This is a genomic window from Jeotgalibaca sp. A122, assembly GCF_052266715.1.
Taxonomy (GTDB): domain Bacteria; phylum Bacillota; class Bacilli; order Lactobacillales; family Aerococcaceae; genus Jeotgalibaca.
In genome coordinates, this window is the sequence record NZ_JBQPRB010000011.1 from 25,720 (window position 1) to 49,576 (window position 23,857).

General features: G+C 39.4%; 23 protein-coding genes. 15 read left to right on the top strand and 8 right to left on the bottom strand.

The window, feature by feature from the left end:
• Position 1: 1 nt before the first annotated feature.
• From ACTU7M_RS10260 to ACTU7M_RS10270, 3 genes are read right to left on the bottom strand one after another with little or no spacing between them, the layout of a single operon-like run.
• Entirely contained in the window at positions 2-1,195 is a 1,194-nt protein-coding gene (locus ACTU7M_RS10260) for a putative glycoside hydrolase (RefSeq protein ID WP_443474300.1), read from the bottom strand.
• Between the two features lie 7 nt (positions 1,196-1,202).
• On the bottom strand, positions 1,203-2,006 hold the full coding sequence (locus ACTU7M_RS10265; protein ID WP_443474301.1) for a polysaccharide deacetylase family protein: 804 nt from the start codon (positions 2,004-2,006) through the stop codon (positions 1,203-1,205).
• Positions 2,007-2,019: 13 nt separating this feature from the next.
• Entirely contained in the window at positions 2,020-2,646 is a 627-nt protein-coding gene (locus tag ACTU7M_RS10270) for a YkyA family protein (protein ID WP_443474302.1), read from the bottom strand.
• 160 nt (positions 2,647-2,806) lie between these two features.
• Between ACTU7M_RS10270 and lspA the strand changes: the two genes are divergently transcribed.
• The 5 genes from lspA (at position 2,807) to pyrE (ending at position 6,225) form a co-directional block, all read left to right on the top strand.
• The gene (lspA, locus tag ACTU7M_RS10275) at positions 2,807-3,259 is read left to right on the top strand and encodes a signal peptidase II (protein WP_443474303.1); all 453 of its coding nucleotides are present in this window, start codon (positions 2,807-2,809) and stop codon (positions 3,257-3,259) included.
• Positions 3,259-4,170: an RluA family pseudouridine synthase gene (locus tag ACTU7M_RS10280; RefSeq protein WP_443474304.1), complete on the top strand. Its 912-nt coding sequence runs from the start codon at positions 3,259-3,261 to the stop codon at positions 4,168-4,170. Before lspA ends, ACTU7M_RS10280 begins: the two co-directional genes overlap by 1 nt.
• 176 nt (positions 4,171-4,346) lie before the next feature.
• Positions 4,347-4,865 carry a bifunctional pyr operon transcriptional regulator/uracil phosphoribosyltransferase PyrR gene (gene pyrR / locus ACTU7M_RS10285; RefSeq protein ID WP_443474328.1) on the top strand — a complete coding sequence of 173 codons (519 nt, stop codon included), beginning with the start codon at positions 4,347-4,349 and terminating at the stop codon, positions 4,863-4,865.
• Between the two features lie 12 nt (positions 4,866-4,877).
• On the top strand, positions 4,878-5,594 hold the full coding sequence (pyrF, locus tag ACTU7M_RS10290; protein WP_443474305.1) for an orotidine-5'-phosphate decarboxylase: 717 nt from the start codon (positions 4,878-4,880) through the stop codon (positions 5,592-5,594).
• A 1-nt stretch (position 5,595) separates the two neighbouring features.
• On the top strand, positions 5,596-6,225 hold the full coding sequence (gene pyrE / locus ACTU7M_RS10295) for an orotate phosphoribosyltransferase (protein ID WP_443474306.1): 630 nt from the start codon (positions 5,596-5,598) through the stop codon (positions 6,223-6,225).
• Positions 6,226-6,274: 49 nt separating this feature from the next.
• On the opposite strand, the gene ACTU7M_RS10300 is transcribed toward pyrE, so the two are convergent.
• Positions 6,275-7,966, bottom strand: a complete 1,692-nt coding sequence (locus ACTU7M_RS10300) for an NFACT RNA binding domain-containing protein (protein WP_443474307.1) — start codon at positions 7,964-7,966, stop codon at positions 6,275-6,277.
• Positions 7,967-8,600: 634 nt separating this feature from the next.
• On the opposite strand from ACTU7M_RS10300, the gene trpX reads away from it, so the two are divergent.
• From trpX to ACTU7M_RS10350, 10 genes are all read left to right on the top strand, one after another.
• Positions 8,601-9,608 carry a tryptophan ABC transporter substrate-binding protein gene (trpX, locus tag ACTU7M_RS10305; protein WP_443474308.1) on the top strand — a complete coding sequence of 336 codons (1,008 nt, stop codon included), beginning with the start codon at positions 8,601-8,603 and terminating at the stop codon, positions 9,606-9,608.
• A 21-nt stretch (positions 9,609-9,629) separates the two neighbouring features.
• On the top strand, positions 9,630-10,544 hold the full coding sequence (locus ACTU7M_RS10310; protein ID WP_443474309.1) for an ABC transporter permease: 915 nt from the start codon (positions 9,630-9,632) through the stop codon (positions 10,542-10,544).
• Positions 10,544-11,335 (top strand): ABC transporter ATP-binding protein, encoded by a 792-nt coding sequence (locus ACTU7M_RS10315; protein WP_443474310.1) that lies wholly within the window; start codon positions 10,544-10,546, stop codon positions 11,333-11,335. Before ACTU7M_RS10310 ends, ACTU7M_RS10315 begins: the two co-directional genes overlap by 1 nt.
• Positions 11,336-11,460: 125 nt before the next feature.
• Positions 11,461-12,057, top strand: coding sequence for a xanthine phosphoribosyltransferase (locus tag ACTU7M_RS10320; protein ID WP_443474311.1), 597 nt, complete (start codon positions 11,461-11,463; stop codon positions 12,055-12,057).
• Positions 12,011-12,472, top strand: coding sequence for an OsmC family protein (locus ACTU7M_RS10325; protein WP_443474312.1), 462 nt, complete (start codon positions 12,011-12,013; stop codon positions 12,470-12,472). Before ACTU7M_RS10320 ends, ACTU7M_RS10325 begins: the two co-directional genes overlap by 47 nt.
• 485 nt (positions 12,473-12,957) lie before the next feature.
• On the top strand, positions 12,958-14,346 hold the full coding sequence (locus ACTU7M_RS10330) for an MFS transporter (protein ID WP_443474313.1): 1,389 nt from the start codon (positions 12,958-12,960) through the stop codon (positions 14,344-14,346).
• Between the two features lie 144 nt (positions 14,347-14,490).
• Positions 14,491-15,954: a phosphate:AMP phosphotransferase gene (locus ACTU7M_RS10335; RefSeq protein ID WP_443474314.1), complete on the top strand. Its 1,464-nt coding sequence runs from the start codon at positions 14,491-14,493 to the stop codon at positions 15,952-15,954.
• 66 nt (positions 15,955-16,020) lie between these two features.
• The gene (coaBC, locus tag ACTU7M_RS10340; RefSeq protein WP_443474315.1) at positions 16,021-17,223 is read left to right on the top strand and encodes a bifunctional phosphopantothenoylcysteine decarboxylase/phosphopantothenate--cysteine ligase CoaBC; all 1,203 of its coding nucleotides are present in this window, start codon (positions 16,021-16,023) and stop codon (positions 17,221-17,223) included.
• Between the two features lie 570 nt (positions 17,224-17,793).
• Positions 17,794-19,122: a TRAP transporter large permease subunit gene (locus ACTU7M_RS10345; protein ID WP_443474316.1), complete on the top strand. Its 1,329-nt coding sequence runs from the start codon at positions 17,794-17,796 to the stop codon at positions 19,120-19,122.
• A gap of 19 nt (positions 19,123-19,141) precedes the next feature.
• Positions 19,142-20,125 carry a dipeptidase gene (locus tag ACTU7M_RS10350; RefSeq protein ID WP_443474317.1) on the top strand — a complete coding sequence of 328 codons (984 nt, stop codon included), beginning with the start codon at positions 19,142-19,144 and terminating at the stop codon, positions 20,123-20,125.
• Positions 20,126-20,212: 87 nt separating this feature from the next.
• Here ACTU7M_RS10350 and ACTU7M_RS10355 read toward each other — a convergent pair whose 3' ends face one another.
• From ACTU7M_RS10355 to ACTU7M_RS10370, 4 genes are read right to left on the bottom strand one after another with little or no spacing between them, the layout of a single operon-like run.
• Complete coding sequence (locus ACTU7M_RS10355; RefSeq protein WP_443474318.1) at positions 20,213-21,166, bottom strand: metallophosphoesterase family protein; 954 nt, start codon at positions 21,164-21,166, stop codon at positions 20,213-20,215.
• Between the two features lie 24 nt (positions 21,167-21,190).
• Positions 21,191-22,192: an ABC transporter ATP-binding protein gene (locus ACTU7M_RS10360; protein WP_443474319.1), complete on the bottom strand. Its 1,002-nt coding sequence runs from the start codon at positions 22,190-22,192 to the stop codon at positions 21,191-21,193.
• A 1-nt stretch (position 22,193) separates the two neighbouring features.
• A complete protein-coding gene (locus ACTU7M_RS10365) occupies positions 22,194-22,997 on the bottom strand; it encodes an ABC transporter permease (RefSeq protein WP_443474320.1) in 804 nt (267 codons plus the stop codon).
• Between the two features lie 5 nt (positions 22,998-23,002).
• Complete coding sequence (locus ACTU7M_RS10370; RefSeq protein ID WP_443474321.1) at positions 23,003-23,851, bottom strand: ABC transporter permease; 849 nt, start codon at positions 23,849-23,851, stop codon at positions 23,003-23,005.
• Between the last annotated feature and the right edge of the window lie 6 nt (positions 23,852-23,857).

The window sequence follows — 23,857 nt, forward strand, 5'->3', positions numbered from 1 at the left end:
CTTAGTAACTATAGACATTACCTGCATTCCATAGCAAGAATTCGGTAACGCCGTGGTCTTTCAAAGCTTGAACTTGGGCCATTACTTCAGCATGCCCATATTCACGGTAATAACCGCTACCCAAGTAACTGGCAGTAAAGTCCTGCAGCCATGGGCGCGTGGTAGGGGTGTGATCCAAAGATTCCAAAAGGGGTAATTCAACTTTCATATACTCATCGACAAGTTCGTAAGGATACAAGTCTGGAGCGGAAAGCCCAAAATAGCCAGGCCCCCAATGACTTGGATAAATCATGGATGAAATGACATCGACATTATTGGAAATCTGTGAAAAATCCTGGCCAATACCAGATGCCTCATCAACTGTTGCAGCATAACCAAAAATATCAACGGAAACCTCTACACCGTAAGGCATTAATTTCTCACGTGCATAAGCAACAAAGTCAGTAATTGCCTTCACACGTTTTTCGGTTGGATCCATATCTAAATCAGCAAATTCACCCATGTCATAATGAAGACCATTTGCATCGTTTGAGAAGATTTCCGGGAAGCGCACATAGTCAAACTGAACTTCTTTAAACCCTGCTTTTGCAGCTTCAATCCCAACATTAACTGCATAATCCCAAGTTTCCTTCAGGAAAGGATTGATGAACAATTCTCCATTTCCATATGCCCAAATAGAGCCATCGGGATTTAAGAAAGACATATGAGGCTCTTCCTCAGCCAGTACACTGTCCTTGAAAGCGACGATACGGGCTATAGGATAAATTTGCTCTTCTTCTAGCCGTTCCATTAATGCATCAATATCAGCAATAACCGGAACTGTGTTTTTCTTGATGTGGGCATCTTCAGAGTTGAAATCAGCTGTAACATGACCATTATCGTTTTTAATGTCGATAACCATGGCATTTAAATCATTGCTATTTAAATAAGCGATCAATTCTTCCACGCGTTCAGGATTGGCTGCCGTGTTTTCAGTCAAGTAAATACCTTTTACACCATCTTCTGGGTAAGCAATATCAATTCCACTGTCGTATAAGAATTTTTTTGGCATTTTTGCCATTTCCGGAGCAGCCAGGAAGGGTTGTTGCCTTAAGATAAGTTCAGTAGGGGCTGATTCTTCTGCCGCTTGGACAGGAGTATAAATTGTACTCAGAAGGATGCTAGCTGCTAAAATACGTTTTCCAAATTTCTTCATGATCCAGTTATTCCTCCTCAGGTGATTCTATCAATTTAGGGTCTACCATTTCGTAACCTTGTGCCCGCAGACCGTCGATGATGTCACCGATGGCAGCCGAAGTCCAAGGACGATCATGCATCAACAGGTTCCCACCACTACCCAGTTCGGGAGCATGAACCATGATATCTGCCAATGACGACTCATCCATATAACCATCAACCCAATCATAGCCATAGGTCCAGTTCATCAAAGTCATATTTTCAGAATCTGCAATGTCTTCAGTATCGCTATTATAAGCTCCATAAGGCGCTCGGAAGAAACGAGGACGTTCACCTGTAATTTCCTCAACTATATCGTTGGTAGCCTGAATTTCTTCAAACTGATCATCGTAGCTCAAAGAGGACATATCAGGGTGCGAATAAGAGTGGTTACCAATCTCAAAACCCATTTCATGAATTTCTTTAACAATGTCTTTCGCTTCTTCAGATTCCAAAAATTGGCCCATGACGAAGAAAATGGCATTTGCACCTTTATCCCGAACAGTGTGGGCAATATCCAAGGTCTTGGAGTCGGGTGGTTGGGGAGCATCATCGAATGTAAGCAGGACGACTTCCGTATCAGCATCCGAAATGGGCTCAACTGTAAATATCACCGGATTAATTTTGTATTCATAAGGTACTTCGATAGATATTTCATCGTTTTCATCGATTGTTTCCGAGAAGCTGCTTTCACTTGCCTGTGATTCCACTGCTTCAACTTCCACGACTTCATTACTTTGGCAAGCGGCAAGAAAGATACTTGCGGCTACAGCTATCATCATTTTTTTCATTATTTAGTACCTCCTATTCATCATCAGGTGTTAAAGCATCAGTCAATAGATTCATTTGTGTTTCAAATACTTCAGATTCTTCTACTAAAGGCTCAAGCTTAGCCAAGTTATCGCTACCATTTTTATTCAGAGTGTTGACACCATCATACAAGGTATTGAAAGTTGCATCCTCTGCTCCGAATGAAGCGAAGATTTCTTCTTCTGCCTGGAGTTGTTCAGTATAAGCCGGTAAATAGGCCTCCACCTGGTTAATGAACGTTTGAGCGGTATCCAGCATTTTCTGCATTTTTTCTGCAGGTACTTCCTCTACTTCCAACTTACTTAAATCCATGACATGACCCTTCATTTTTGAAAGATTTTCTTCTAAATTAGCGACTTCTTCTTGTCTTACCGAAATGTTTTTAAAAACAGGGGCAGAACCATCGCTAAAGGTTGCTAATTCTTCGTCTGCTGTTAATGCCTCATCAAATTGTTTCTGTATTTCCATTTCCTTTTGTTGAATAGTATTCAAGGATACAATAATGGCTTCCTTTGAATCTGCCAGTTTATCGACTGACTTTTGCGTTTTTTCAACCCCACTTGAACAACCGGCTAAAACAATTCCGGATGCAAGCAAGAACCAAGCACTTCTTTTAATCACATTACCGACTCCTTTTTTGCAATTATCCTTTTCATTATAGCGAACATGGAAGAGATAATTCAACATTTAAAGGAATTTCGCTTGATTTGCTTTAGGTTTTTCTTTTTATCGTTTACAATGGAAGGAGTATTTCGAGATTAATCGGTGAAAAGGAGTCTGTATGATTTATTATTTAATAGCACTGGTTTTGATTGTCATTGATCAACTAACCAAATGGGGCATTGTCCAAAATTTCGAGCTTTATGAAGAAAAAGTTATTCTTCCCGGTCTATTTTCTTTGTTTTACATTCAAAATAAAGGGGCAGCGTGGGGGATATTCGAAGGGAAAATGATTTTCTTTTATATCATTACAGTAGCTGTCGTCGGCTATTTAATCTATATGTTTCAACAGGAAAAAAACATCAGTAGATTATCGGGAGTCAGTTTTTCTTTGATTCTTGCTGGCGCCATCGGCAATTTCATTGACCGTTTGCTCAATGGTTACGTGGTGGACATGTTCCGCCTGGATTTCATTAATTTTCCCATTTTTAATGTGGCAGATATTTGCTTAACTGTCGGAGTAGTATTAATGATTATTCATGTCATATTTTTTGAAAAAGAGGAAGAATTATAATGGAAATGGATATACAAACACTAAAGATTAACAACGAAAGCGGACGGATCGACAAAGTTTTATCCGAAGCTTTTCCTGAATACACACGTTCACAGTTGCAGGCGTGGATTAAAAGTAACCATATTCTGGTGAATGATCAGCCTATAAAACCAAATTATAAAGTTCAGGCCGGAGATTTCATCGCCATTTCAGAGCCTGAAGTGGAACAGCTGGAAATTGAACCAGAGAATATTCCCTTGGACATCGTTTATGAGGATGACGCTTTATTGGTAGTCAATAAACCAGCAGGCATGGTTGTGCATCCATCAAAAGGCCATTTGCACGGAACATTAGTAAATGGTTTGCTTTACCATGTCAGTACATTGTCTGAAGGAACTAACGTGGTTAGACCGGGAATTGTTCACCGCATCGATAAAGATACATCTGGCTTGTTGGTGATTGCCAAGAATAACCAAGCTCATCAAAGCCTGGCAGATCAATTTTTTACCCACAGTATTGAACGCGAATATGTGGCATTGGTTCACGGTGAGGTACAACACGAAGAGGGCACAATTGATGCTCCAATCGCCCGCATGGCTACCAACCGATTGAAACGGACGGTAAACCGAGATGGCAAGTCAGCAGTGACACATTTTACGCGCCTTGAACAATTCCATGATTTTACCTTACTTGGATTAAAATTGGAGACGGGAAGAACGCATCAAATTCGGGTACATATGGAATATATCAATCATCCAGTAGTCGGTGACCCGATGTATGGACCTGGTGACGATGTAGATAAAAACGGTCAATTCTTACATGCCCGGGTACTTGGGTTTATCCATCCGGTAACAAACGAAAAAGTTCATTTTGAAGCTCCTTTGCCTGATTACTTTGAGAAAAGATTGGCAGAGTTACGAAAGATGGATTGACTTTAAGTCAGAATAGTATTATCATTCTTAGCAATAAACCTTTAACGAAGTCCAGAGAGGCTCGAAGGATCAAGCACAAATATTTATGAACATTGATCCCTTATGCTCTTTTTTGGCATGAGGGTATTTTTTTTGGATAAGGGGAGATTCGATTGGTAAAAGAAGTTATTGGAATTATGGATGCTGCTACCATGCAACGGTCTTTAACGCGTATTACACACGAAATTTTGGAAAAAAATGGTGGAACCGAAAGCCTTCTACTTGTGGGTATTCGCACACGGGGTATCTACTTAGCTGAACGTATTGCGGCAAACATGAAGAAATTTGAAGGCGTTGAAGTACCGGTAGGTGAGCTGGACATTACTTTGTATCGGGACGACCAACACTTCACTAAAGATAATAACCCTGTCTTGAATAACACAAATATACCTTATTCCCTGGAAGGAAAACATGTCGTTTTAGTCGATGACGTCTTATTTACGGCCCGGACGATTCGCGCCGCAATGGATGCGGTTATGGATATCGGACGGCCGAAACGCATTACTGTAGCTGTATTGGTAGATCGTGGGCACCGCGAATTACCAATCAAGGCTGATTATGTGGGTAAAAATATCCCAACTTCAACCAGTGAACAAATTTCTGTCAAGATTACAGAAGTGGATAATGAAGAAAAAGTAACCTTGATCAAAGGGTAATGGGGGATAACAATGACAGATAAACCAATGATTGCCCTTGATTTTTCAACGGCAGCAGAAACGAAATCATTTTTGAAGCAATTCCATGACGAACCACTCTACGTCAAACTGGGTATGGAGCTCTATTACCAAAACGGTCCAGAAATAGTTAAATGGGTAAAATCATTGGGACATGAGATTTTCCTGGATTTGAAATTGCATGATATCCCTAATACGGTTTACCGGGCAATGAAAGGCTTGGCTGCCCTGGATATTGATATGATCAATGTCCATGCCTCTGGTGGTTCTGCCATGATGAAAGCTGCTTTGGAAGGTATTCATGAAGGAACACCAACTGGTTCTGTTGTTCCCAAACTAATTGCCGTCACACAGTTAACTTCGACAACCGAAGAAGCAATGCATCAAGAACAACTCATCCGCGTCCCTTTAATGGAGAGTGTCCTGCATTATGCATCCTTGACGGAGCAATCTGGTCTCTCCGGTGTTGTCTGTTCTGCCTTGGAAGCAAAAAGTATCAAAGAAGTTACAAATCCCCAATTTATTTGTGTAACACCCGGCATTCGGCCAGCTGGATCACAAGTAGGGGATCAAAAAAGGGTTGCAACACCACAATCAGCACGTGAAATGGGATCTTCCTATATCGTTGTCGGTCGCCCGATTACACAAGCCAATGATCCGGTTGCAGCCTACAAAGCTATTAAAGACCAATGGAATGGAGTTGCTGAATAAAATGAGTACAGCTGAAAATGTCGCAAAAGCGTTACTGGAAATCGAAGCAGTCAGTTTGAGTCCAAAGGAACCATTTACTTGGGCGTCGGGAATAAAGAGTCCCATTTATTGTGATAACCGTATCACGATCAGTGTTCCAAAAGTACGTACCTTGATAACGGATGGATTGGTAGCCTTAATCAAGGAAAAATATCCAGAAGCAGAAGTAATTGCTGGAACTGCCACAGCTGGTATTCCCCACGCTGCATTTGTAGCGCAAAAGATGGATTTGCCGATGATTTACATTCGCGGTAAAGCAAAAGACCATGGTAAGGCAAAACGCATTGAGGGACGCATCCAACCCGGGCAAAAGATTGTCTTGATCGAAGATTTAATTTCGACTGGTGGAAGCGTCATTGAAGCGGCAAAAGCTGCTGAGAGTGAAGGAGCCGTGGTGTTGGGTTGTGTCGCTATCTTTACCTATGAATTACAAAAAGGAAAAGAGAATTTTGCTGAAAGTGGCTACAAGATTGATACGCTCTCTAATTACAGTACATTATTGAAAGTAGCACAAGAAATGGATGCAATTACCGCAGAAGAACGCGAAGTATTGAAGAAATTCAGTGCTGATCCTCACAATTGGAACAACTAAAAACACGAAAAAAGGATATGCCCTATTTACGGGGCATATCCTTTTTTCATTATTTGGCACGCAATGCATCCACCCGTTCTTTATCAGGCGTGACATAGAGTGTCTGCTGATCTGTGTAGATAACGAAACCTGGTTTTGCACCATTTGGTTTCTTGACATATTTAACGGGCACATAATCAACCGGAACATTCGCAGATTGTTGGAACTTGGAGTAGTAGGCGGCAATAATGGCAGCTTCCTCCAACGTTTGTTGAGATGGCTCGCTTGATTCAACGATGACATGTGAACCAGGTATGTCTTTGGCATGGAGCCAATAATGATTGTTTCGGGCTTTTTTCATGGTGAGCTCGTCATTTTGTTTATTATTTTTACCGACGCGAATATCTGTGCCATCACTGGAACGGAAGTGGTGCGGTTTACTTGTTGTTTTCTTCTGTTTCTTAGACGTTTTTTTCGCTTTTAGATAACCAGCATCTTTTAATTCATCCCTGATATCTTCCAAATCTTGTGGGTCGGAAAGCGTGATTTGCGTTTCAATTGATTCCAGATAAGCATTTTCGACTTTTGTTTTTTGAATTTGTTCATTGACGAATTTCACGGAATTTACCAATTTGTGATAACGCGTGAAATATTTCTGGGCATTTTGTGGAGCTGTTAGCGCAGGATCCAGTGTAATAGTAGTGGGCTCTTCGTCCGCATAAAAGTTATTTAAGGTTACCTCTGTCGCTGATTTAGGTACTTGGTACAAGTAGGCGGTCAGAAGTTCTCCTTTAATCCGGTATTCATCCGCTTCTTCACTTCTGTGTAAGGTATCTGCCAGTTTTTCTAATTTAAGCTCATTTTTATGGAGTTCATTTTTGATGATTCCTAATAAATCAGAAGCTACTTGTTTAATGCGATCCTTATGGGCTTTATCAATATAGTAAGCATCCAACAATAGACTGGCACTCCCAAAAGATTGGGTTTCACCCGCCATTGTTTGATAAGGATAGGGGGCAAACGTCTCTTTTCCTGACTGGTCTGTAAAGAGCGTCGGAGGACCAACTTGCACTTTATCAAGGTAACCAGTCAGGGCGGAAGGAAAGCCTTCGACCATTAAAGAAGCAATCTCCTTAGCAGTATCACGCCCAATCCCTTGGAAAGAACTTTGAATGTTTTTGCTATTGTTGCCTTCTTCCCATTTCGCACTCACAGTTGCAATCTCACTCGGTGTAGCATCAAAGGGATTTAACTTGTCCTGGTGTGGTGGTAGGACATAAATAGCGCCAGGCATAATGGTCCGATATGAGTTTTGGTAAGCTGGAACGTGTTTTAAACAATCCATGATTTTACCGGTTTCACTATCCACCAAGAAAATATTACTGTGACGTCCCATCATTTCGACAATCAGTAATAAATGCTTTAAATCACCCAGATCATCAAATTTCTTTATTTTAAATGTGACAATCCGGTCATTTCCCAGCTGTTCTATCGCTTCTATTGTCGAACCTTCAATGTTCTTTCTTAAAAACATGCAAAAATTAGGTGCTTGCTCCGGGTTGGATAAAGGTTCCTCTGTTAATTGAATACGGGCATAAGAGGGATGGGCCGATAATAATAGTTTTTGATTTTTTCGATTGGCCCGAATCGTCAAAACGATTTCATGTTGGAACGGTTGATAAATTTTGGAAATACGACCATCCATAATTTTCTCATTCAGTTCCTCAACAATAATATGTGTATAAATACCATCATAAGACATATAAATGCCTCCTCTCTAACTTAATTATTATATCATATTCGATAATTGGCTACAAAAATACCAAAACAACTGAAATTCGTGCCAAATAAATTGTTTATCGGCCGACATTGCTAAGCTATAATAGGAGTATATCAGGTATTGGTATTATGATAGCTTTGAAAACTGAGAACAAGTCAATAGTGATGCAGAGATACTACTGGGGGGATTTGGTGATTGCCAATATCAATGTGTATCTTGTATCTAATTATGGGATGGGGGATGACCTTATCCCTTTTCTCATTTTTTCTTCATTTTTCTGTTGACAAATTTATTTCCCAGGGTTAGTATGAATGTATTAAAATTTTCTAAGAAAAGGAGCAGTTAATATGTCTATATCATTTACAACAAACTTTATGAATTTTTATTGGCAAAGCCACATGGGGTAGGTTGTTCTTTGTGACGTATTAATTGTCCATAGATACAGCCTCAGAGCTATCTGAATGTATCTATGTGGATCACTGAATATATAATTTATTCGCCACGTAGACCAACGAGAAAAGTCTATGTGGCGGTTTGTATTTTAAGCTGCCCTGATGTCATTCAGATGGCAGCTTTCTTTTTATACAAACCAATATTATATTCGGAGGGATTCATTATGAAATTTAATAAAACGAACACTAAATTCGCATTCTTGGCTTCAGCTGCTTTATTGCTAGGTGCATGCGGTTCTGATTCTGAAGAAACAAGTAGTTCTCAAGTTACTGATGCATCAAATTTGCCCTATATAGGGATTATGCAGCTGGCTTCTCATCCCGCTCTAGATGCAATTACCGAAGGGATTATTGATCAACTAGCAGATGAAGGTTACGTAGATGGTGAGACAGCTACCATTGATTTGCAAAACGCCCAAGGTGATCAATCCAATATGCAACAAATCGCAGAACGTTTCATTTCTAACGAAGCGGATATTACTGTTGGAATTGCGACTCCCGCTGCACAAGCTTTGGCAAATGCAACGACGGATATTCCGATCATTCTTGGGGCTATTACGGATCCTTTGGCCGCTAATTTGGTTTCCTCGCTAGAAGAACCCGGTGGGAATATTACGGGGGTGAGTGATAAGATACCGGTAACGGAACAATTTGAATTAATCATGAAACTTGTACCAGAATTACAAACTATTGGTTTCTTGTATTCCTCCAGTGAAGACAATTCCTTGAGTTCCGCTAAAGAAGCTGAAGAAGTTGCTAATGCCTTGGGACTTACAGTTGTGACCAAAACAGTTAATAGTTCCAATGATATTCCTCAAGTATCCGAAGCGTTGGCTCAGGAAGTGGATGCAATCTGGATTCCAACGGATAATGTTATTGCAACAAGCATGTTAGCCTTGATCGAAGTAACAGATGCCTATCAGATACCTGTTTTTCCGTCTGTTGACACCATGGTTCAGGAAGGCGGCATCGCTACAGTGGGACTAAACCAATATGCAATCGGAATTCAAACGGGTGCTGTTACTGCAGAAGTATTAGAAGGCGCTGATCCAAGTAGTTTTGCCATCCAATATCCGGATGAAATTGAATTAATCATCAATACTGAAAAAGCAGAAGAATTGAATATCGAAGTCCCAGCAGATATTCTGGAAACTGCCATCATAATCGAATAGAATTGAAAAGAGGAATCATATATGAACATGATAATTTCTGCAATTGCCCAAGGTCTGATATGGAGCTTGTTGGCATTAGGTCTGTATATTAGTTACCGTATTTTGAATGTGGCTGATATGTCGACAGAAGGCTCATTTACGCTAGGAGCAGCTGTAGCAGTTTCTGCTATTACAATGGGATTGAATCCTTTTGTGGCAGTGGGACTAGCTTTAGTGGCAGGGGCACTTGCAGGAGCAGTTACTGGATTTTTAATCACAAAACTTAATATTTCCAGTTTATTAGCCGGTATTTTGACCATGACAGGACTTTACTCGATTAACCTAAGGGTGATGGGAAAAGCCAATGTAAACTTGCTCGGTCTGGATACGATATTCAGTGGTGTGGCTGCCTTGGAATTGCCCAGACATACGGATACTATTTTGATAGGCTCTTTGTTTGTAGCCGTCATCATCGTACTTTATACGGTATTCTTTAAAACGGAATTTGGTCAAGCATTGATTGCAACCGGTGATAACCAGGCAATGGCACGTTCTTTAGGTATTTCAACCAACATGATGACGACAATAGGTCTGATGATGTCAAATGGTGTTATTGCCTTGTCCGGAGCAGTCATTTCCCAAAGCAACGGCTATGCGGATATCCAAATGGGTATCGGTGCAATCGTTATCGGGCTAGCATCCATTATCATTGGTGAGGTACTCTTCCCACATGTATCTTTGATCATTCGTCTGGCTTGCTTAGTAATTGGGTCCATTATTTATCGTCTTGTAATGGTTCTGGTGTTGGAAGCAAATTTGAACCCCAATGACTTCAAGTTGATTTCAGCTGTCATGCTGGCATTGTTCTTGGCATTACCGAAAATCAAAGATATGTACTATGTAAGTAAATACCGTAAGAAAATGGCAAAAACAGTTGGTAAGCAGGTGAATCGCTAATGTCAAAGAATGATAATATACTGGAATTGAAGAATGTAAATAAAACGTTCTACCCTGGTTCCATCAATGAAGTCGAAGCATTGAAAAATATTAATTTAACCGTTAAGCGTGGTGAGTTTATCACGTTGGTGGGCGGAAACGGAGCAGGTAAATCGACCTTGCTAAATGCAATTTCCGGATACTTCTTCCCTGATGCGGGAAGCATCACCGTAAATGGTAAAGACATTACCTTACTTAAGGAAGAAAAAAGAGCTCCATACATTAGCCGTGTTTTCCAGGACCCGAAAATGGGAACGGCACCCCGGATGACTGTACAGGAAAACTTATCCTTGGCATACCGCCGTGGTGAAAAAAGAACGTTGAAATTTGGATCCACCAAAGAAGAAAAAGAAATCTTCAAAGAACAGCTGACTTCTCTTGGCTTAGGCTTGGAAAATCGCATGACAGCTGATATTGGATTACTATCAGGTGGTCAGCGTCAATCGATTGCCTTGTTGATGGCAACCTTAAAGCGTCCAGATATTTTATTATTGGATGAACATACGGCAGCCCTTGACCCCAAAACGGCACAACTTGTACTGGAACTCACCAATAAAAAGGTTCAAGAAATGGGATTGACGAGTATCATGATTACCCATAACCTACAAGATGCGATTAAATACGGAAATCGTATGCTTGTCTTACACCATGGGCAGATCGTGAAGGACTATAATGCTGAGGAAAAAGCAGCATTAACGACTGAAATGCTCTTCTCCGAAATTCAAGAACTGGCTATCAGCGATCTTTATTAGCACACTTCATATGAAGTGTGTTTTTTTTAACATTAATCTTATCTGTAACTAAATAACAAACTTTGTTTTCATTTGTTTTGATTAATGTTAAGATAATACCAACAAACTTGAAGGAGAATTGCTGTATGAAGTTATTAGAGGATGTCATTCGCGAAAAAGGTACGATACTTGAAGGCGGCGTCTTAAAGGTAGATAGTTTTCTGAATCACCAGATAGACCCTGAACTAATGAAAGCTTTAGGTGATGAATTTGCGCATGCGTTTAAAGAACATGGTATCAACAAAATATTGACTGTTGAAACATCGGGAATTGCCCCGGCTGTATTTGCAGGTTTCGAATTAGGCGTGCCAGTTGTTTTTGGACGTAAAAACAAAAGCCTGACGTTACAAGATAATATGTATACGACAAGCGTTTATTCTTATACCAAACAAATTTCAAATGAAATCTCAATCTCCAAGGATTTTCTGGATTCAAATGACCGCGTTTTGATTATTGATGACTTTTTGGCTAACGGTCAAGCAGTCGCAGGGTTATTATCTATTTGTAAAAATGCTGGTGCCTCTGTAGCAGGGATTGGTATTGTTATCGAGAAATCATTCCAAAAAGGCCGCCGCTTTGTGGAGGAATCTGGTATCCCAATTCTTTCTTTAGCACGTATTGCGAGCCTGGATGAGCATGGCATTACCTTCGTTGATGAATCAACTGATCAAAATAATGACTAAAGATGATGCTCTTTTCCATACAGAAGTCGTAAATGAATATGCTTTGGATGGGGAAGCCTATGTAAAGGACGGTTTAAGAGTTCTCATAAGTGACCCACTTTCTCAAGACCCAGGCTCCAATCCTGAAGAATTGTTTGGTTTGGCATGGTCAACTTGTCTTAATGCGACCATTCAAGCTTTGTTGAAAGCAAGAGGGGTTAACACAAGAAGTCGAGTAGAAGTTGTTGTTGATTATAAGAGAGAATCTGATGGGAGAGGCTATTACTTTGATTTAACAGCCTCAGCCGCCATTGAAGGTTATGACGAAGACCAAACAAAAAAATTATTTACTAACGCTCATAGGAGATGTCCTGTTTCAAAAATAATCGGATCTTATCCTCATGTATTTTTAAATGTAATGCCGTTCCATTCATGACGGCATTTTTTTATGGGTAAAATGATAGCGATTCCAAAAATACCGCATTTAAAAAAGCCAATATAATTACTTGTTTATAATAAAATACAATTTTGTATAGAATAAATGAACTTTGTTAAAAAAGTTCATAATTCATGATAGGGAGTCAAATCATAGCTGGCCTATTATAAATGTATGTTTATTTTTTGTTAATTTTAGTCAATTGAATACGTGTTCAATCAATCTTAACGTTTATTAATGAAAACACTTTAACGTTACCATAAGGTTATATACAATTTCACAAGATTAATAACAACAAAATAATATTATTAAGCTTCCGCTTACATAAAAAGACCTGATATACCTACGTTTTCATTAAAGCGCTTTCTCATTAGAAAGAAGAGAATGGTAAATCACTAACTTGACTCCAAGATAATGGTAGATATAATGATTTATATCGCTTCCATATTTTTATGGAATAGTAGAATATCCAAGGGGGATAAAGAGTGAGTGCAATAACGAAAGCTCAAGAGAATATAAAGATAGATTCAAGTAAAGAAAAATTAGGAGTGGTTGAGAAAGTTTCTTATGGTTTAGGAGATCTTGGGAATGGGTTAATGTTCCAAATGGCTCAACTTTACCTGTTGAAGTTTTATACAGATGTGTTGGGTATTTCCGCTTATTGGGGTGGGATGATTTTCCTTTTAACCAAAATAATTGATGCCGTTACCGATACTTTAATCGGCACGTACGTCGACTCTCGTAAAGTGGGTCCCAAAGGCAAGTTCCGGCCGTTTATTTTATACGGAACAGGTTTCTTGGCAGCCTCCACAGTCTTGGCTTTCTTTGCCCCAGACTTAAATGAAGGAGCAAAAGTAGTCTTTGCCTTTGCTACTTATAACTTAATGTCTGTCGCATACACGGTTGTAAACATTCCTTATGGTTCGTTATCATCCGTAATGACTGTTAATTCAGAGGAACGTACGTCATTAGCTGTATTTCGTAACTTAGGCGGAACCGGCGCTTCTTTATTGGCTGGTATTGTAGTACTGCCGCTTGTAAACCTATTTGACACACCAACGGTTGGATATCCTGCCGCAGTAGCAATTATCGCTCTATTCGGGGTTGCATTCCACCTGGTTTGCTACCGTAATACGAAGGAACGCTATGTTTCGACTAAAGCACGTGAGAAAGGTGATGGAATCAAGGCAGTCAAAAACTTGCTGACTAACAAAGAATTCCTAGTTCTTGCTGCTTATACAATCTTGACTATTGGTGCGATGTTCCTGAAGATGGGTATTCAATTGTACTACTTCCAATATGTTTTAGGGAACCAAAACCTTGTTGCACTTGTAAGTACGTTGAGTATCGTGGCGCTTGTGCCTTCAATTTTCCTTTCGACTACACTTGTTCGGAAATTCGGTAAAAAACAACTTTCTATTTTCGGTATGTTTTTCTTCGGCGTTTTCGAATTGGTAAACTTTTTCTTTGCTGGGGATAACGTGACATTCTTCCTGATTGTTAACGTTCTTTCCTACACATGTCTATCCTTTGCCAATACGGTGTCCTTCGCATTTGCTGCGGATTTGATTGACTACTCACAGTGGAAACATGGCATGCGCACAGAAGGAATCATCTATTCCGGATACAGTTTTGTTCGTAAAATTGCCCAAGCTGTTGCAGGGTTTGTACCTGGTATCGCATTGACAATGATCGGCTATGTAGCGAACCAAGCGCAAACTGCAGATACTATCTCAGGCATGCAATTTACATATTTCTTAATTCCAGCAATTGCCAGCTTTATCGGAGTTATCTTATTCCAATTCGGATATAAATTAACTGACCAGAAACATGCAGAAATCACTGCAGAGTTGCGAGCGCGTAACGAAATTTAATGAAAATAAAAAACGATGTAATCCTAAAATCATATAGGAACATCGTTTTTTTGTGTGAAGATAGCAATCAGGATAAATAAAGTTTTTGATCTCGATATGGTAAAATAAGAAAAAGGATTTCACTAAATGACGGAGGTAGGGTATATGCTGAAAGATTTTGATTTTTCCAGTGTAAAAGTTGAAAAGGTGAAACGTTCCGAATTGGGCGAAGATTTGGCAAAACTTCAACGACAGCTAAAGAAAACAGACTCTAGAATGTTAGTCATCGTGGATGGTTGGGAGTCGTCAGGAAAAGGTTTTGTGTTGAAAGATTTGACCCGTGAATTGGATCCTCGTTACCATGAAGTCAGTGTATTCGAAAATCCAACCGAAGAAGAAGAAAACCGGACATTTTTGTGGCGCTTTTTTAGAGCGCTTCCCAAAAAAGGAAACATTGCCTTTTTTGATCGCAGTTTCTATTTTCAAATATTAAACGAACTGCAGTTATCAGATAAGAAAATGGAACATTATTTAATGGATATCAGTTTGCTTGAACGTTTACTGACGGCAGACGGCACACTCGTCGTTAAGTTATTCCTTCATCACAAAGAAAAAACAATGAGTAAACGAATTAAAGAGTTGGATACTGATCCTTTACGGAATTTTTTAATCTCCACGAACGATAAAAAGCAACTGAAACACTACAATAATTATTTGAATCATTTTGATAATGTACTGAAAATGACGAATTTTGAATCTTCACCATGGAAAATCATCCCAACAGAAGATTTGAAAGATGCATCAAGATTAAGTCTTAATTACATTATTGAGGCCTTAAGGAAGCATTTGGAGACTTCAGAACAAATACCTTCATTCAACGATGAGTGGAAACCAGAGCTTATCAAGAGTGAGAAACCACTCTACGAGCTTAATCTGGACAAAAAAATAGCCATCGAGGAGTATGATGCCAAGAAAGAAAAACTGCAAGAAAAAGCAGGAGAACTTTTATACCATTTATGGATAAACAAAGTTCCATGCTTGATAGTTTTTGAAGGAACAGACGCAGCAGGTAAGGGCGGAGCAATCCAACGCCTTTCCCGGCATATGGATCCTCGGGGTTATGATGTCGCAACTACTGCAGCTCCAACAGAATATGAGAATAATTACCATTACCTGTGGCGCTTCTTCGATACTTTTCCAGAAAAAGGGCGACTCACAATCTATGATCGTAGTTGGTATGGCCGCGTACTGGTGGAACGTGTTGAAGGTTTCACCCCTGAAAAACGCTGGAAAGATGCTTATGCTGAAATCAATGAAATGGAACATAATTTAATTCACGAAGGGCATTTGCTATTAAAGTTCCTCGTTGTTATTGATAAGAAAGAACAAAAGCAACGTTTTGAGGCTCGTCAAAATGATCCAGAAAAAAACTATAAATTAACTGATGAAGATTGGCGAAATCATGAAAAATTTAACGAGTATGAAGCCGCCATGAATGATATGATAGAGAAAACAAACACGAGCGAAGCGCCGTGGACAATTGTAGAAGGAAACCAGAAAGAGTATGCCCGTATTAAGGTATTGGAGACATTTATTAAAGAAGCTGAAAAGTTTCTAAAGCAAATATAAAGTCACCAGGGCGAATCGAACCTCCTTGGACTTAGGCATACTCAATAAATAACTGGGGGAGATAAGGTGTTAGAAAAAAAACATGTAACGGTCTTCGTTACAGGAGGTATTGCCGTTTATAAAGCGGCTGATTTAGTGCGGAAATTTATTAAAGCTGGAGCTGAGGTACGGGTTGCAATGACGGAAAGTGCGACGCAGTTTGTCCAACCACTGACATTTCAAATATTATCACGCAATGAGGTATATACGAACACATTCGATGAAAAAGAACCTGAAAATGTATCACATATCCATCTGGCGGATTGGACCGAATTAGCAGTCGTCGTACCGGCAACAGCTAATATTATCGGTAAAATGGCGAATGGGATTGCTGATGATATGGTATCTACGACGCTAATGGCAACAACAGCACCGCGTCTAATTGTCCCAGCCATGAACCAAAATATGTTGGAAAATCCCGCGACCCAAGCTAATTTAGTCAAATTAGAGGGTTATGGTTACACAATCATGGAACCTGATACAGGTTTCTTGGCAGAAGGCTACGAAGGAAAAGGGCGCATGCCTGAACCCGAAAAGATAGTTGAAGCAGCTCATCAGTTAGTTTTAAGTAGAGCAGTCGATTTACCGCTTGAAAACAAAAATATCATAATATCAGCTGGTGGGACGATTGAACGGATAGATCCGGTTCGTTATATTACCAACGATTCATCCGGTAAAATGGGACATCGATTGGCAGAGGCAGCAAGGGACTTGGGTGCGAATGTCACTTTAGTTACTGCATCAAAATTAGAACATCCGTTCGGAATGAACGTTGTGCCAGTTCAAAGTGCACGGGAGATGCAAAGCGCCATCATGGACAAATTCGAAACAGCGGATATCGTTATAATGGCAGCCGCTGTATCTGATTATCGACCAAAAACACAGGCTGACAAAAAAATGAAGAAAGCACACCAAGACATTCAAATTCTACTTGAGGAAAACCCAGACATATTAGCAACTATGGGACAGCAAAAAACGCATCAGTTTTTGATTGGATTTGCTGCTGAAACAAATGATGTTGAGATGTATGCAAAAGATAAACTTAAACGTAAGAACGCAGACATGGTTGTTGCAAATGATGTGTCCAAGGAACACGCAGGATTCAACAAGGATACAAACGAAGTAATTATTTATCAACCTGATCAAGAACCAATCCATATTAATACAAACACAAAAGCCGAGATTGCTAAAGAAATATTATATACAGCAATGAATAGTATAAAATTGTAAAATATTTATACAGGAAAACAGCCAATTCGAAAATTACACGAATATGGCTGTTTTTTTACCTGAATACGGTAGTAGAGGGATTACTTATTTTATATATTTAACTTAGTATAATATATATTATGTAAACTAAAATAAACATAAATAAAAGGCCTTGATTACTACGTACTTTATAGTAACCTATGCTCTTCTGCCCGATATGAAAACACAAAGATTTCTGCTATTATATTTTTCTTTACATCTTAAAGACTTTTGAAGCATCTATGATCTTTTAGATGTTGAATCTTTTGCCGCTCATGTCTTTCTTTAATTGTAGCCATACATGATTCTTTATTAGCTAAATCGACCTGCATATAATTTCTATTGATTACTGAATTTTTATGTGCTCTTAATAGCTTTTAAGTTGAATCATGCGTAAATGTAAATTAAACGAGCATTTAATTAACGGAAGCAGATTCTGCCTAAGATTTAAGCAATAGTAAGAAATAACCAGAAATTAACTGAGTAATAGTTTTGTTTTCGCATTGTGCTATAATCGACTAATGAGATTTTAATTTTGAAAGGAGAATGAAGATGGAATTAGGGACAAATGCTCTTATTCAAGCCCCCTCGTTACTAGGATTATTGCCTTTAGTGGTCTATATTGTGCTAATTTTTCTGAACCAAAGTAATCTTTTTGCTACTATTATTGGAATTACAATTGGCGCTGTTTTAATTGGCCACGATTTAGGGACGCTTGCTGGTGATTTTGCTGCTAGTTTGGGTTCTTTTGTTGCAACAATTGGTTTTATTATCATGCTGGGAGCAGCGCTTGGGCGATTAATGAATGCCAGTGGCATTACTGAAACATTGGTCTATTGGATTGTCAGCGGTTTAAAAGTCGACTCTAAAAATAAAGGTCGATTTGCACTTATGCTTATATCAATCATTATTTGCGGTCTTTTAGGGACACTTGGCGGCGGAAATGCGATTATCGCCCCGATAGTCATCCCTGTATTGGCAAGTATCGGTCTAACGCCTACAACTACAGCATTAATTCTTAAAAATGCCGGTGAAGTCGGTTTGATTTGGGGACCTTTGACAGGTGTTACACTTGCAATGCTGGAGTTAACCGATATGACTTACGGTGAATATATGTTCTTTGCTGGCCTACCTTTTGGTCTTTTATGGTTAGCCGGAACTTGGATTGCATCTATTTATGTACAGAAAAAAACAGAAACCCACGAACAATATGATCTCACGCAAGCTATTGACTTTGACAGTTACGTTGTCAGTTCACGCGAAAGAAACGCCACACTTGCTTTTATTATTTCTTTTTTGGCGCTGGTTATTTTCGGTGTTGTCACCGGGCAAGGTACAAGTTATGCAATTATCGTGATGATTATTTTAATGGTTATTGTCGCCCTCTTCGGTCGTATCCACCCCAAAGTTGCAGAGAAGAAAATCGTTGAAGGTGTTGCCAGCATGGCCGACCTCTTCCTTATCTTCATCACCATTGATGTCTTACTTGAAATGGTGACAGTAGCTGGGGGCTTTGAAGCTTTATCTGAATTGCTTCAGACAACCTTCACAAACATTAGTGCACCCGCGGTTATGCTGATTTCAGCTGTTGTCGGTGGATTGGGAGTAGAGGCTGCCGCTGTAGCCGAGCTACAAATTATTACGGACATGTTTAAGCCGATGATTGAATCTTCTGGTTTACCATTACAGATGTTTGCCCTTTCTCTGCTTTCAGCAACACGCCTAACTGGCAGTATCTACCCTACTTCAAACATGATCGGACAATTAGGTATCGCTCAATCATCCAACACAAAACTCATGCTTCAGGGAAATTGGTTGAGCATCGGTCCTCTGGTTATCTGCATCATCATCTGGGCATTTGTCGGAGTTAACTTTTTCTAGTCGCAAAGGAGGAAATACAATGAAATATATTGATTTACACGCAGATACGATTCTGCCTTTAATGCAACATGGCGACCAAGCTTCGTTGTATGATGATCCTGAAACCCATATTAATATCCAGAAGCTACAAAAAGGCGATGCTTTAGCACAATGCTTTGCTGTATGGTTACCAGACAGTAATTTTGATTTGATGGATGTCGACCCCCTCTTCAGTCCACAAAACCACGAAGAAGATATGGCTTATATCCATCAAGCTGTGAACCGTTTAAATAAGGAAATTAACGCCAATAGCGCGCATATTGCTTGGGCAAAAAACGCTTCGTCTATACGTGAAAACCATGAAAATGGCAAAATATCGGCAATCCTCACCTTGGAAGATGCTCGTGCGGTAAATGACTCACTTGATAATCTCACTTACCTACATCACTTAGGATTTAATATGATGGGTCTTATCTGGAACCATGAGAACTGCTTCGGATTTCCGAACTCCCTTAACCCTGAATTGAATCAGAAAGGTTTAAAAAAATTCGGAATTGAAGCGGTCCAGTACATGAATGATTTAAATATTACGATTGATGTATCGCATCTTAATGATGGTGGAATCACGGATGTTTTAGAGCATAGCCAAAAACCCGTTGTGGCGACACATTCAAATGCCCGCGCGCTAGCACTGCATTCGCGTAATTTGATCGACGAACACATCAAAGGAATTGCAAATACTGGCGGCGTTATTGGTCTGTGTATTTCGCCCCGTTTCTTAAACGGTTCAGGCGATGACTCCACTATCAGCGATATGATTCGTCATCTAGATTATCTGTATAATAAAGGTGGCGAAGATGTTTTGGCAATCGGAACCGACTTTGACGGGACAACCGGTCGCTTTGAAATAGGCTCTCCAGCTGAGGTGCCAAAACTATTTGAACGCTTAGAGCAGCACGGATGGCCTTTAAAACGTATTGAAAAACTTGCTTATCAAAATGCACTGCGTATTTTTGAAAAGTAAGCAATAAAAGAAGTATCTTGATAACGTCAGAATGGCTCCGTTGTCAAGATGCTTCTTTTGCGCTTCCCACATGAATACACTTATCCTCTAGAATATAACTGGATACGTTCGTATTAACTGATTTGGCTCGTTTAAATCAATGACTCGGGCGCCTTTAGGTTCAGAGCCGTAAGTGTTATAACCGGTACTTTGTCCATATACAAGATGGATGCCTTTATATATACCGTGAAAAGAGTTGTCGTGATCATGTCCGACAAACATGCCCCAAACTTCCTTATTTAGTAGCATTTCTAAGAAGAATCCGCTATTGACTTCTGGAGAAAACACACCGTTATCAAATGGAAGTGAGTGGCTATTTTTTTCATCAGGATCACTTGTCCAGTTTAAGTTCATGGAGATATCTTCATTGAAGTTACCATCAACGATGTTTTGACTTGCTAACCAATATTCCGGAAGTGGGATATGCTGAAAAATCAGGTTGTTCTTTACTGGATTCTGGCGTTTATATAACGCAGCTGTTTTCTGGAACCACGAGATTTGTTCGGGTAATACCCAAGCATAATAGCTATGTTCGGTGTTTGAATAATCTCCCGAATCAATCACATAAAACACATTTTTCACTTCGTCGCTCATGGAATCCAGCAGCTCAATCACATAGCTTTCACGATTTTCAACTATATGAGCATTCTTCTTGGCTACAGCGTTGACTCCAAATTGATTGCAAATTGTTCGTAATTCTTCTCGTGATACATGTTCTTCGGTGTCGTGATTTCCAAAAGTAACTGCATAGGGGATATGAAGACTTTCTGCGAAGATGATAAATTGTTTAAAGCTTTCTTTTGGGTTTGGTGCGTTATGATTGCTCATCGAATAGACAATATCCCCGGTAAAAATCAGTAAATCTGGCATATGTTCTTGAACGACTTTATCTATAGCGGATAAGGTGTTTTTGTCATGGCTGTTAAAGGGGTACTCACCCAAGTGCAGGTCCGTAAATTGTATGATTCTGAAATTTCCGGATTTGTTATATTTTAATTTCATACAGCTATCCCCTTCAATCTGATTTTAACCAATAAAAATTAAATCTTTCTTCAGTAGGTATAAGTCAATTGTCTCACCGTCGGCATGGAAATTTACGCTTCGATTAAGCTTGTCAATGACGAGTTCTTCACCATTAATATCAACAAAAAATCTTAAAACTGAGCCTAGCATTGATGAACGGCGAACGACCCCTTGAATGTGGTAAGCCTCCCCTGCTAACTCCTCTAACTGAACAGTTTCAGGTCTTACTGCTATTAACTGATGTTCTATCCGCTCGCCAAAAATAGTTTCGAATTGATTAGACGTGTATTTATTAAGATTACCGATAAATCCTGCCACGAATTCTGTGTTAGGTGCCCGGTAAATATCTGAGGGTGCCCCCTCTTGCTCTATATTTCCATTGTTCATGACAAATATTTTTTCTGACATTGTCATAGCCTCTTCTTGATCGTGCGTGACCAGAATAACTGTAACACCTAATTTTTTTTGGATATCCTTGATTTGTTGACGTAACTCGACTCTAATTTGTGCATCCAAAGCTGAAAGCGGTTCATCTAGCAGTAATACATCAGGTTCAGTTACTAATGACCGAGCCAAGGCAACACGCTGTTGCTGCCCTCCTGATAACTCACGTGGATAAGCACCCTCTCTCCCCTTCAAACCTACGAGTTCAATCATTTCTAGCGCTCTACGCTCTTTCTCATCTTTTGAAACTTTCTTGATATCGAGTCCAAATTTAACATTTTCGATAACCGACATGTTTGGAAATAAGGCATAGTGTTGGAAAACCATCCCTAAATTACGATTTCTTGGCTCCAACTCGGTTACTTCACGTTCACTAATATATACATGACCACTATCAATCTCTTCAAGTCCGGCAATAGAACGGAGCAAGGTACTTTTTCCAGAACCAGAAGGCCCTAGGAGTGTATTCAGTGTGCCCTCTTCCATTGTCAGTGATAAATTATTCAGAACCACATTGTGCCCATAACTTTTCGTCAAGTTCTTAATCTCAATATACGCCAATTTAAATACGTGCTCCTCTCTTTGTTGAGCGGCTTGTTAAATTAAGCCCTATGATAGTCATAACCGTTACAATAACAAAATAACTGATAACGATTGCGGAAGTATAATGGCCGCTTCTCGTCATGTTTTGGCGCAAAAATATTTGAATATTCGGGAAAGAGCCTCCAACTAAAAGATTTAAAATCCCAAACTCGCCAAATAACGTACTGAATCTAAACAAGGCAGAAGCAATTATACCGCTACTTATATTTGGTAAAATGACTTTCTTAAAAGCTTCGAATTTAGAAGTCCCTAATATTTCTGCAGATTCTACTAAAGTACGCGCATCCACTGCTCGTAAGCTATTCCTGGTTCCTAATTGGATAATGGGAAAACCGCCCACGATATATGAACCAACTACAAAGACCAACATCGGGATACCTGTCCTACTGTAAGCACTCATTAATGACATTGCCGAAATGACAGCTGGGACTGAAAATGACGCAATAACTAATGTGTCCAACACCCACATCCACTTGGGATGATAGATATAAATTACAAATACAGTAGGTACCACTAACAAAACCGTACCTATTGTTCCCAGTGCGGACAGTAATAACGTCCGGAACATGGCTCCATAGAAGTTTTCATCACGAAACAGTTGTGCATACCAATCTAACGTTAAGCCTTGTGGGAGTATTGTAGTAGTCCATCCTGTTGCAAACGAATAGGTAAATGTTCCCAACAGCGGGATAATCAAATAAAGAACAATACCAAGTATGATGAGATTAAAAAATAGCTTTCTAATAAATGCATTCTTTTTCATGATTATCAAACTACCCTCCTACTTCTTTTACTTAACCATTGGCCTAACCCCATGTTGATAAATAAGATGATCCCCAATACAACTGAAATCGCTGAGCCCACTTCAGGCAATGCAAAAATATCACCTTGGATGGTATTTGCTATGTTAATGGCAATCATATTGACACTTGTGCCTGTTAAGGCCACTGCAGTATCGTATGTTCCAATGGCATTAGCAAACATCATTGCAAAAACCCCGATTATACTTGGAAATAATACCGGGAAACCAATCTTTAACCAATATTGAAGAGAAGTAGCGCCCAAGATGTACGCTGCCTCTCTCCATTTTTTATCCAGTGCATCATAGATTGGAAGCAATAGCGTAATGCCCATTGGAATTTGAAAGTATACAAAGCCAAGTAATAATCCTCCGACCGAGTAAACACTAAAGTTTTCAAAAATATCCGAGTTTGTTACTTTCGCAATATTTGTCAAAATTCCCGCATTTCCCAATAAGAGGATTAAACCAAACGAAAGCGGAACGCCGACATAGTTTGCTGTTAAATTAGCCAGGGTCAGGAAAAATTGTTTTAATCTGGGCATGTAAGAATAGATGCCGTAAGTAGCCAAAACAGTAATGATTAAACCGATAACACTTGATATGATAGCTAGTGTTATCGAGTTTTTAAAACCGCTGATATACTGATATTCCGAAAAAATACGGATATAGTTATCCAACGTAAAGGCCCCCGTACTTGTATGTTGAAAACTTGATAGGATCATTACAACTGTAGGATAAATTAAGATACCAACGACAATCATGAAAAAGATGGCCATAATGATATAAAAGCTTTTAAGACCAGTCCTTTTTTTCATAAACAC

What these genes read in the sequence shown, in the direction of transcription:
- ACTU7M_RS10260 (WP_443474300.1), bottom strand. Translation starts at nt 1,195, where the DNA reads ATGAAGAAATTTGGAAAACGTATTTTAGCAGCTAGCATCCTTCTGAGT.
- ACTU7M_RS10265 (WP_443474301.1), bottom strand. Translation starts at nt 2,006, where the DNA reads ATGAAAAAAATGATGATAGCTGTAGCCGCAAGTATCTTTCTTGCCGCT.
- lspA (WP_443474303.1), top strand. Translation starts at nt 2,807, where the DNA reads ATGATTTATTATTTAATAGCACTGGTTTTGATTGTCATTGATCAACTA.
- ACTU7M_RS10280 (WP_443474304.1), top strand. Translation starts at nt 3,259, where the DNA reads ATGGAAATGGATATACAAACACTAAAGATTAACAACGAAAGCGGACGG.
- pyrR (WP_443474328.1), top strand. Translation starts at nt 4,347, where the DNA reads ATGGATGCTGCTACCATGCAACGGTCTTTAACGCGTATTACACACGAA.
- pyrF (WP_443474305.1), top strand. Translation starts at nt 4,878, where the DNA reads ATGACAGATAAACCAATGATTGCCCTTGATTTTTCAACGGCAGCAGAA.
- pyrE (WP_443474306.1), top strand. Translation starts at nt 5,596, where the DNA reads ATGAGTACAGCTGAAAATGTCGCAAAAGCGTTACTGGAAATCGAAGCA.
- ACTU7M_RS10300 (WP_443474307.1), bottom strand. Translation starts at nt 7,966, where the DNA reads ATGTCTTATGATGGTATTTATACACATATTATTGTTGAGGAACTGAAT.
- trpX (WP_443474308.1), top strand. Translation starts at nt 8,601, where the DNA reads ATGAAATTTAATAAAACGAACACTAAATTCGCATTCTTGGCTTCAGCT.
- ACTU7M_RS10310 (WP_443474309.1), top strand. Translation starts at nt 9,630, where the DNA reads ATGAACATGATAATTTCTGCAATTGCCCAAGGTCTGATATGGAGCTTG.
- ACTU7M_RS10315 (WP_443474310.1), top strand. Translation starts at nt 10,544, where the DNA reads ATGTCAAAGAATGATAATATACTGGAATTGAAGAATGTAAATAAAACG.
- ACTU7M_RS10320 (WP_443474311.1), top strand. Translation starts at nt 11,461, where the DNA reads ATGAAGTTATTAGAGGATGTCATTCGCGAAAAAGGTACGATACTTGAA.
- ACTU7M_RS10325 (WP_443474312.1), top strand. Translation starts at nt 12,011, where the DNA reads ATGGCATTACCTTCGTTGATGAATCAACTGATCAAAATAATGACTAAA.
- ACTU7M_RS10335 (WP_443474314.1), top strand. Translation starts at nt 14,491, where the DNA reads ATGCTGAAAGATTTTGATTTTTCCAGTGTAAAAGTTGAAAAGGTGAAA.
- ACTU7M_RS10345 (WP_443474316.1), top strand. Translation starts at nt 17,794, where the DNA reads ATGGAATTAGGGACAAATGCTCTTATTCAAGCCCCCTCGTTACTAGGA.
- ACTU7M_RS10350 (WP_443474317.1), top strand. Translation starts at nt 19,142, where the DNA reads ATGAAATATATTGATTTACACGCAGATACGATTCTGCCTTTAATGCAA.
- ACTU7M_RS10355 (WP_443474318.1), bottom strand. Translation starts at nt 21,166, where the DNA reads ATGAAATTAAAATATAACAAATCCGGAAATTTCAGAATCATACAATTT.
- ACTU7M_RS10365 (WP_443474320.1), bottom strand. Translation starts at nt 22,997, where the DNA reads ATGAAAAAGAATGCATTTATTAGAAAGCTATTTTTTAATCTCATCATA.
- ACTU7M_RS10370 (WP_443474321.1), bottom strand. Translation starts at nt 23,851, where the DNA reads ATGAAAAAAAGGACTGGTCTTAAAAGCTTTTATATCATTATGGCCATC.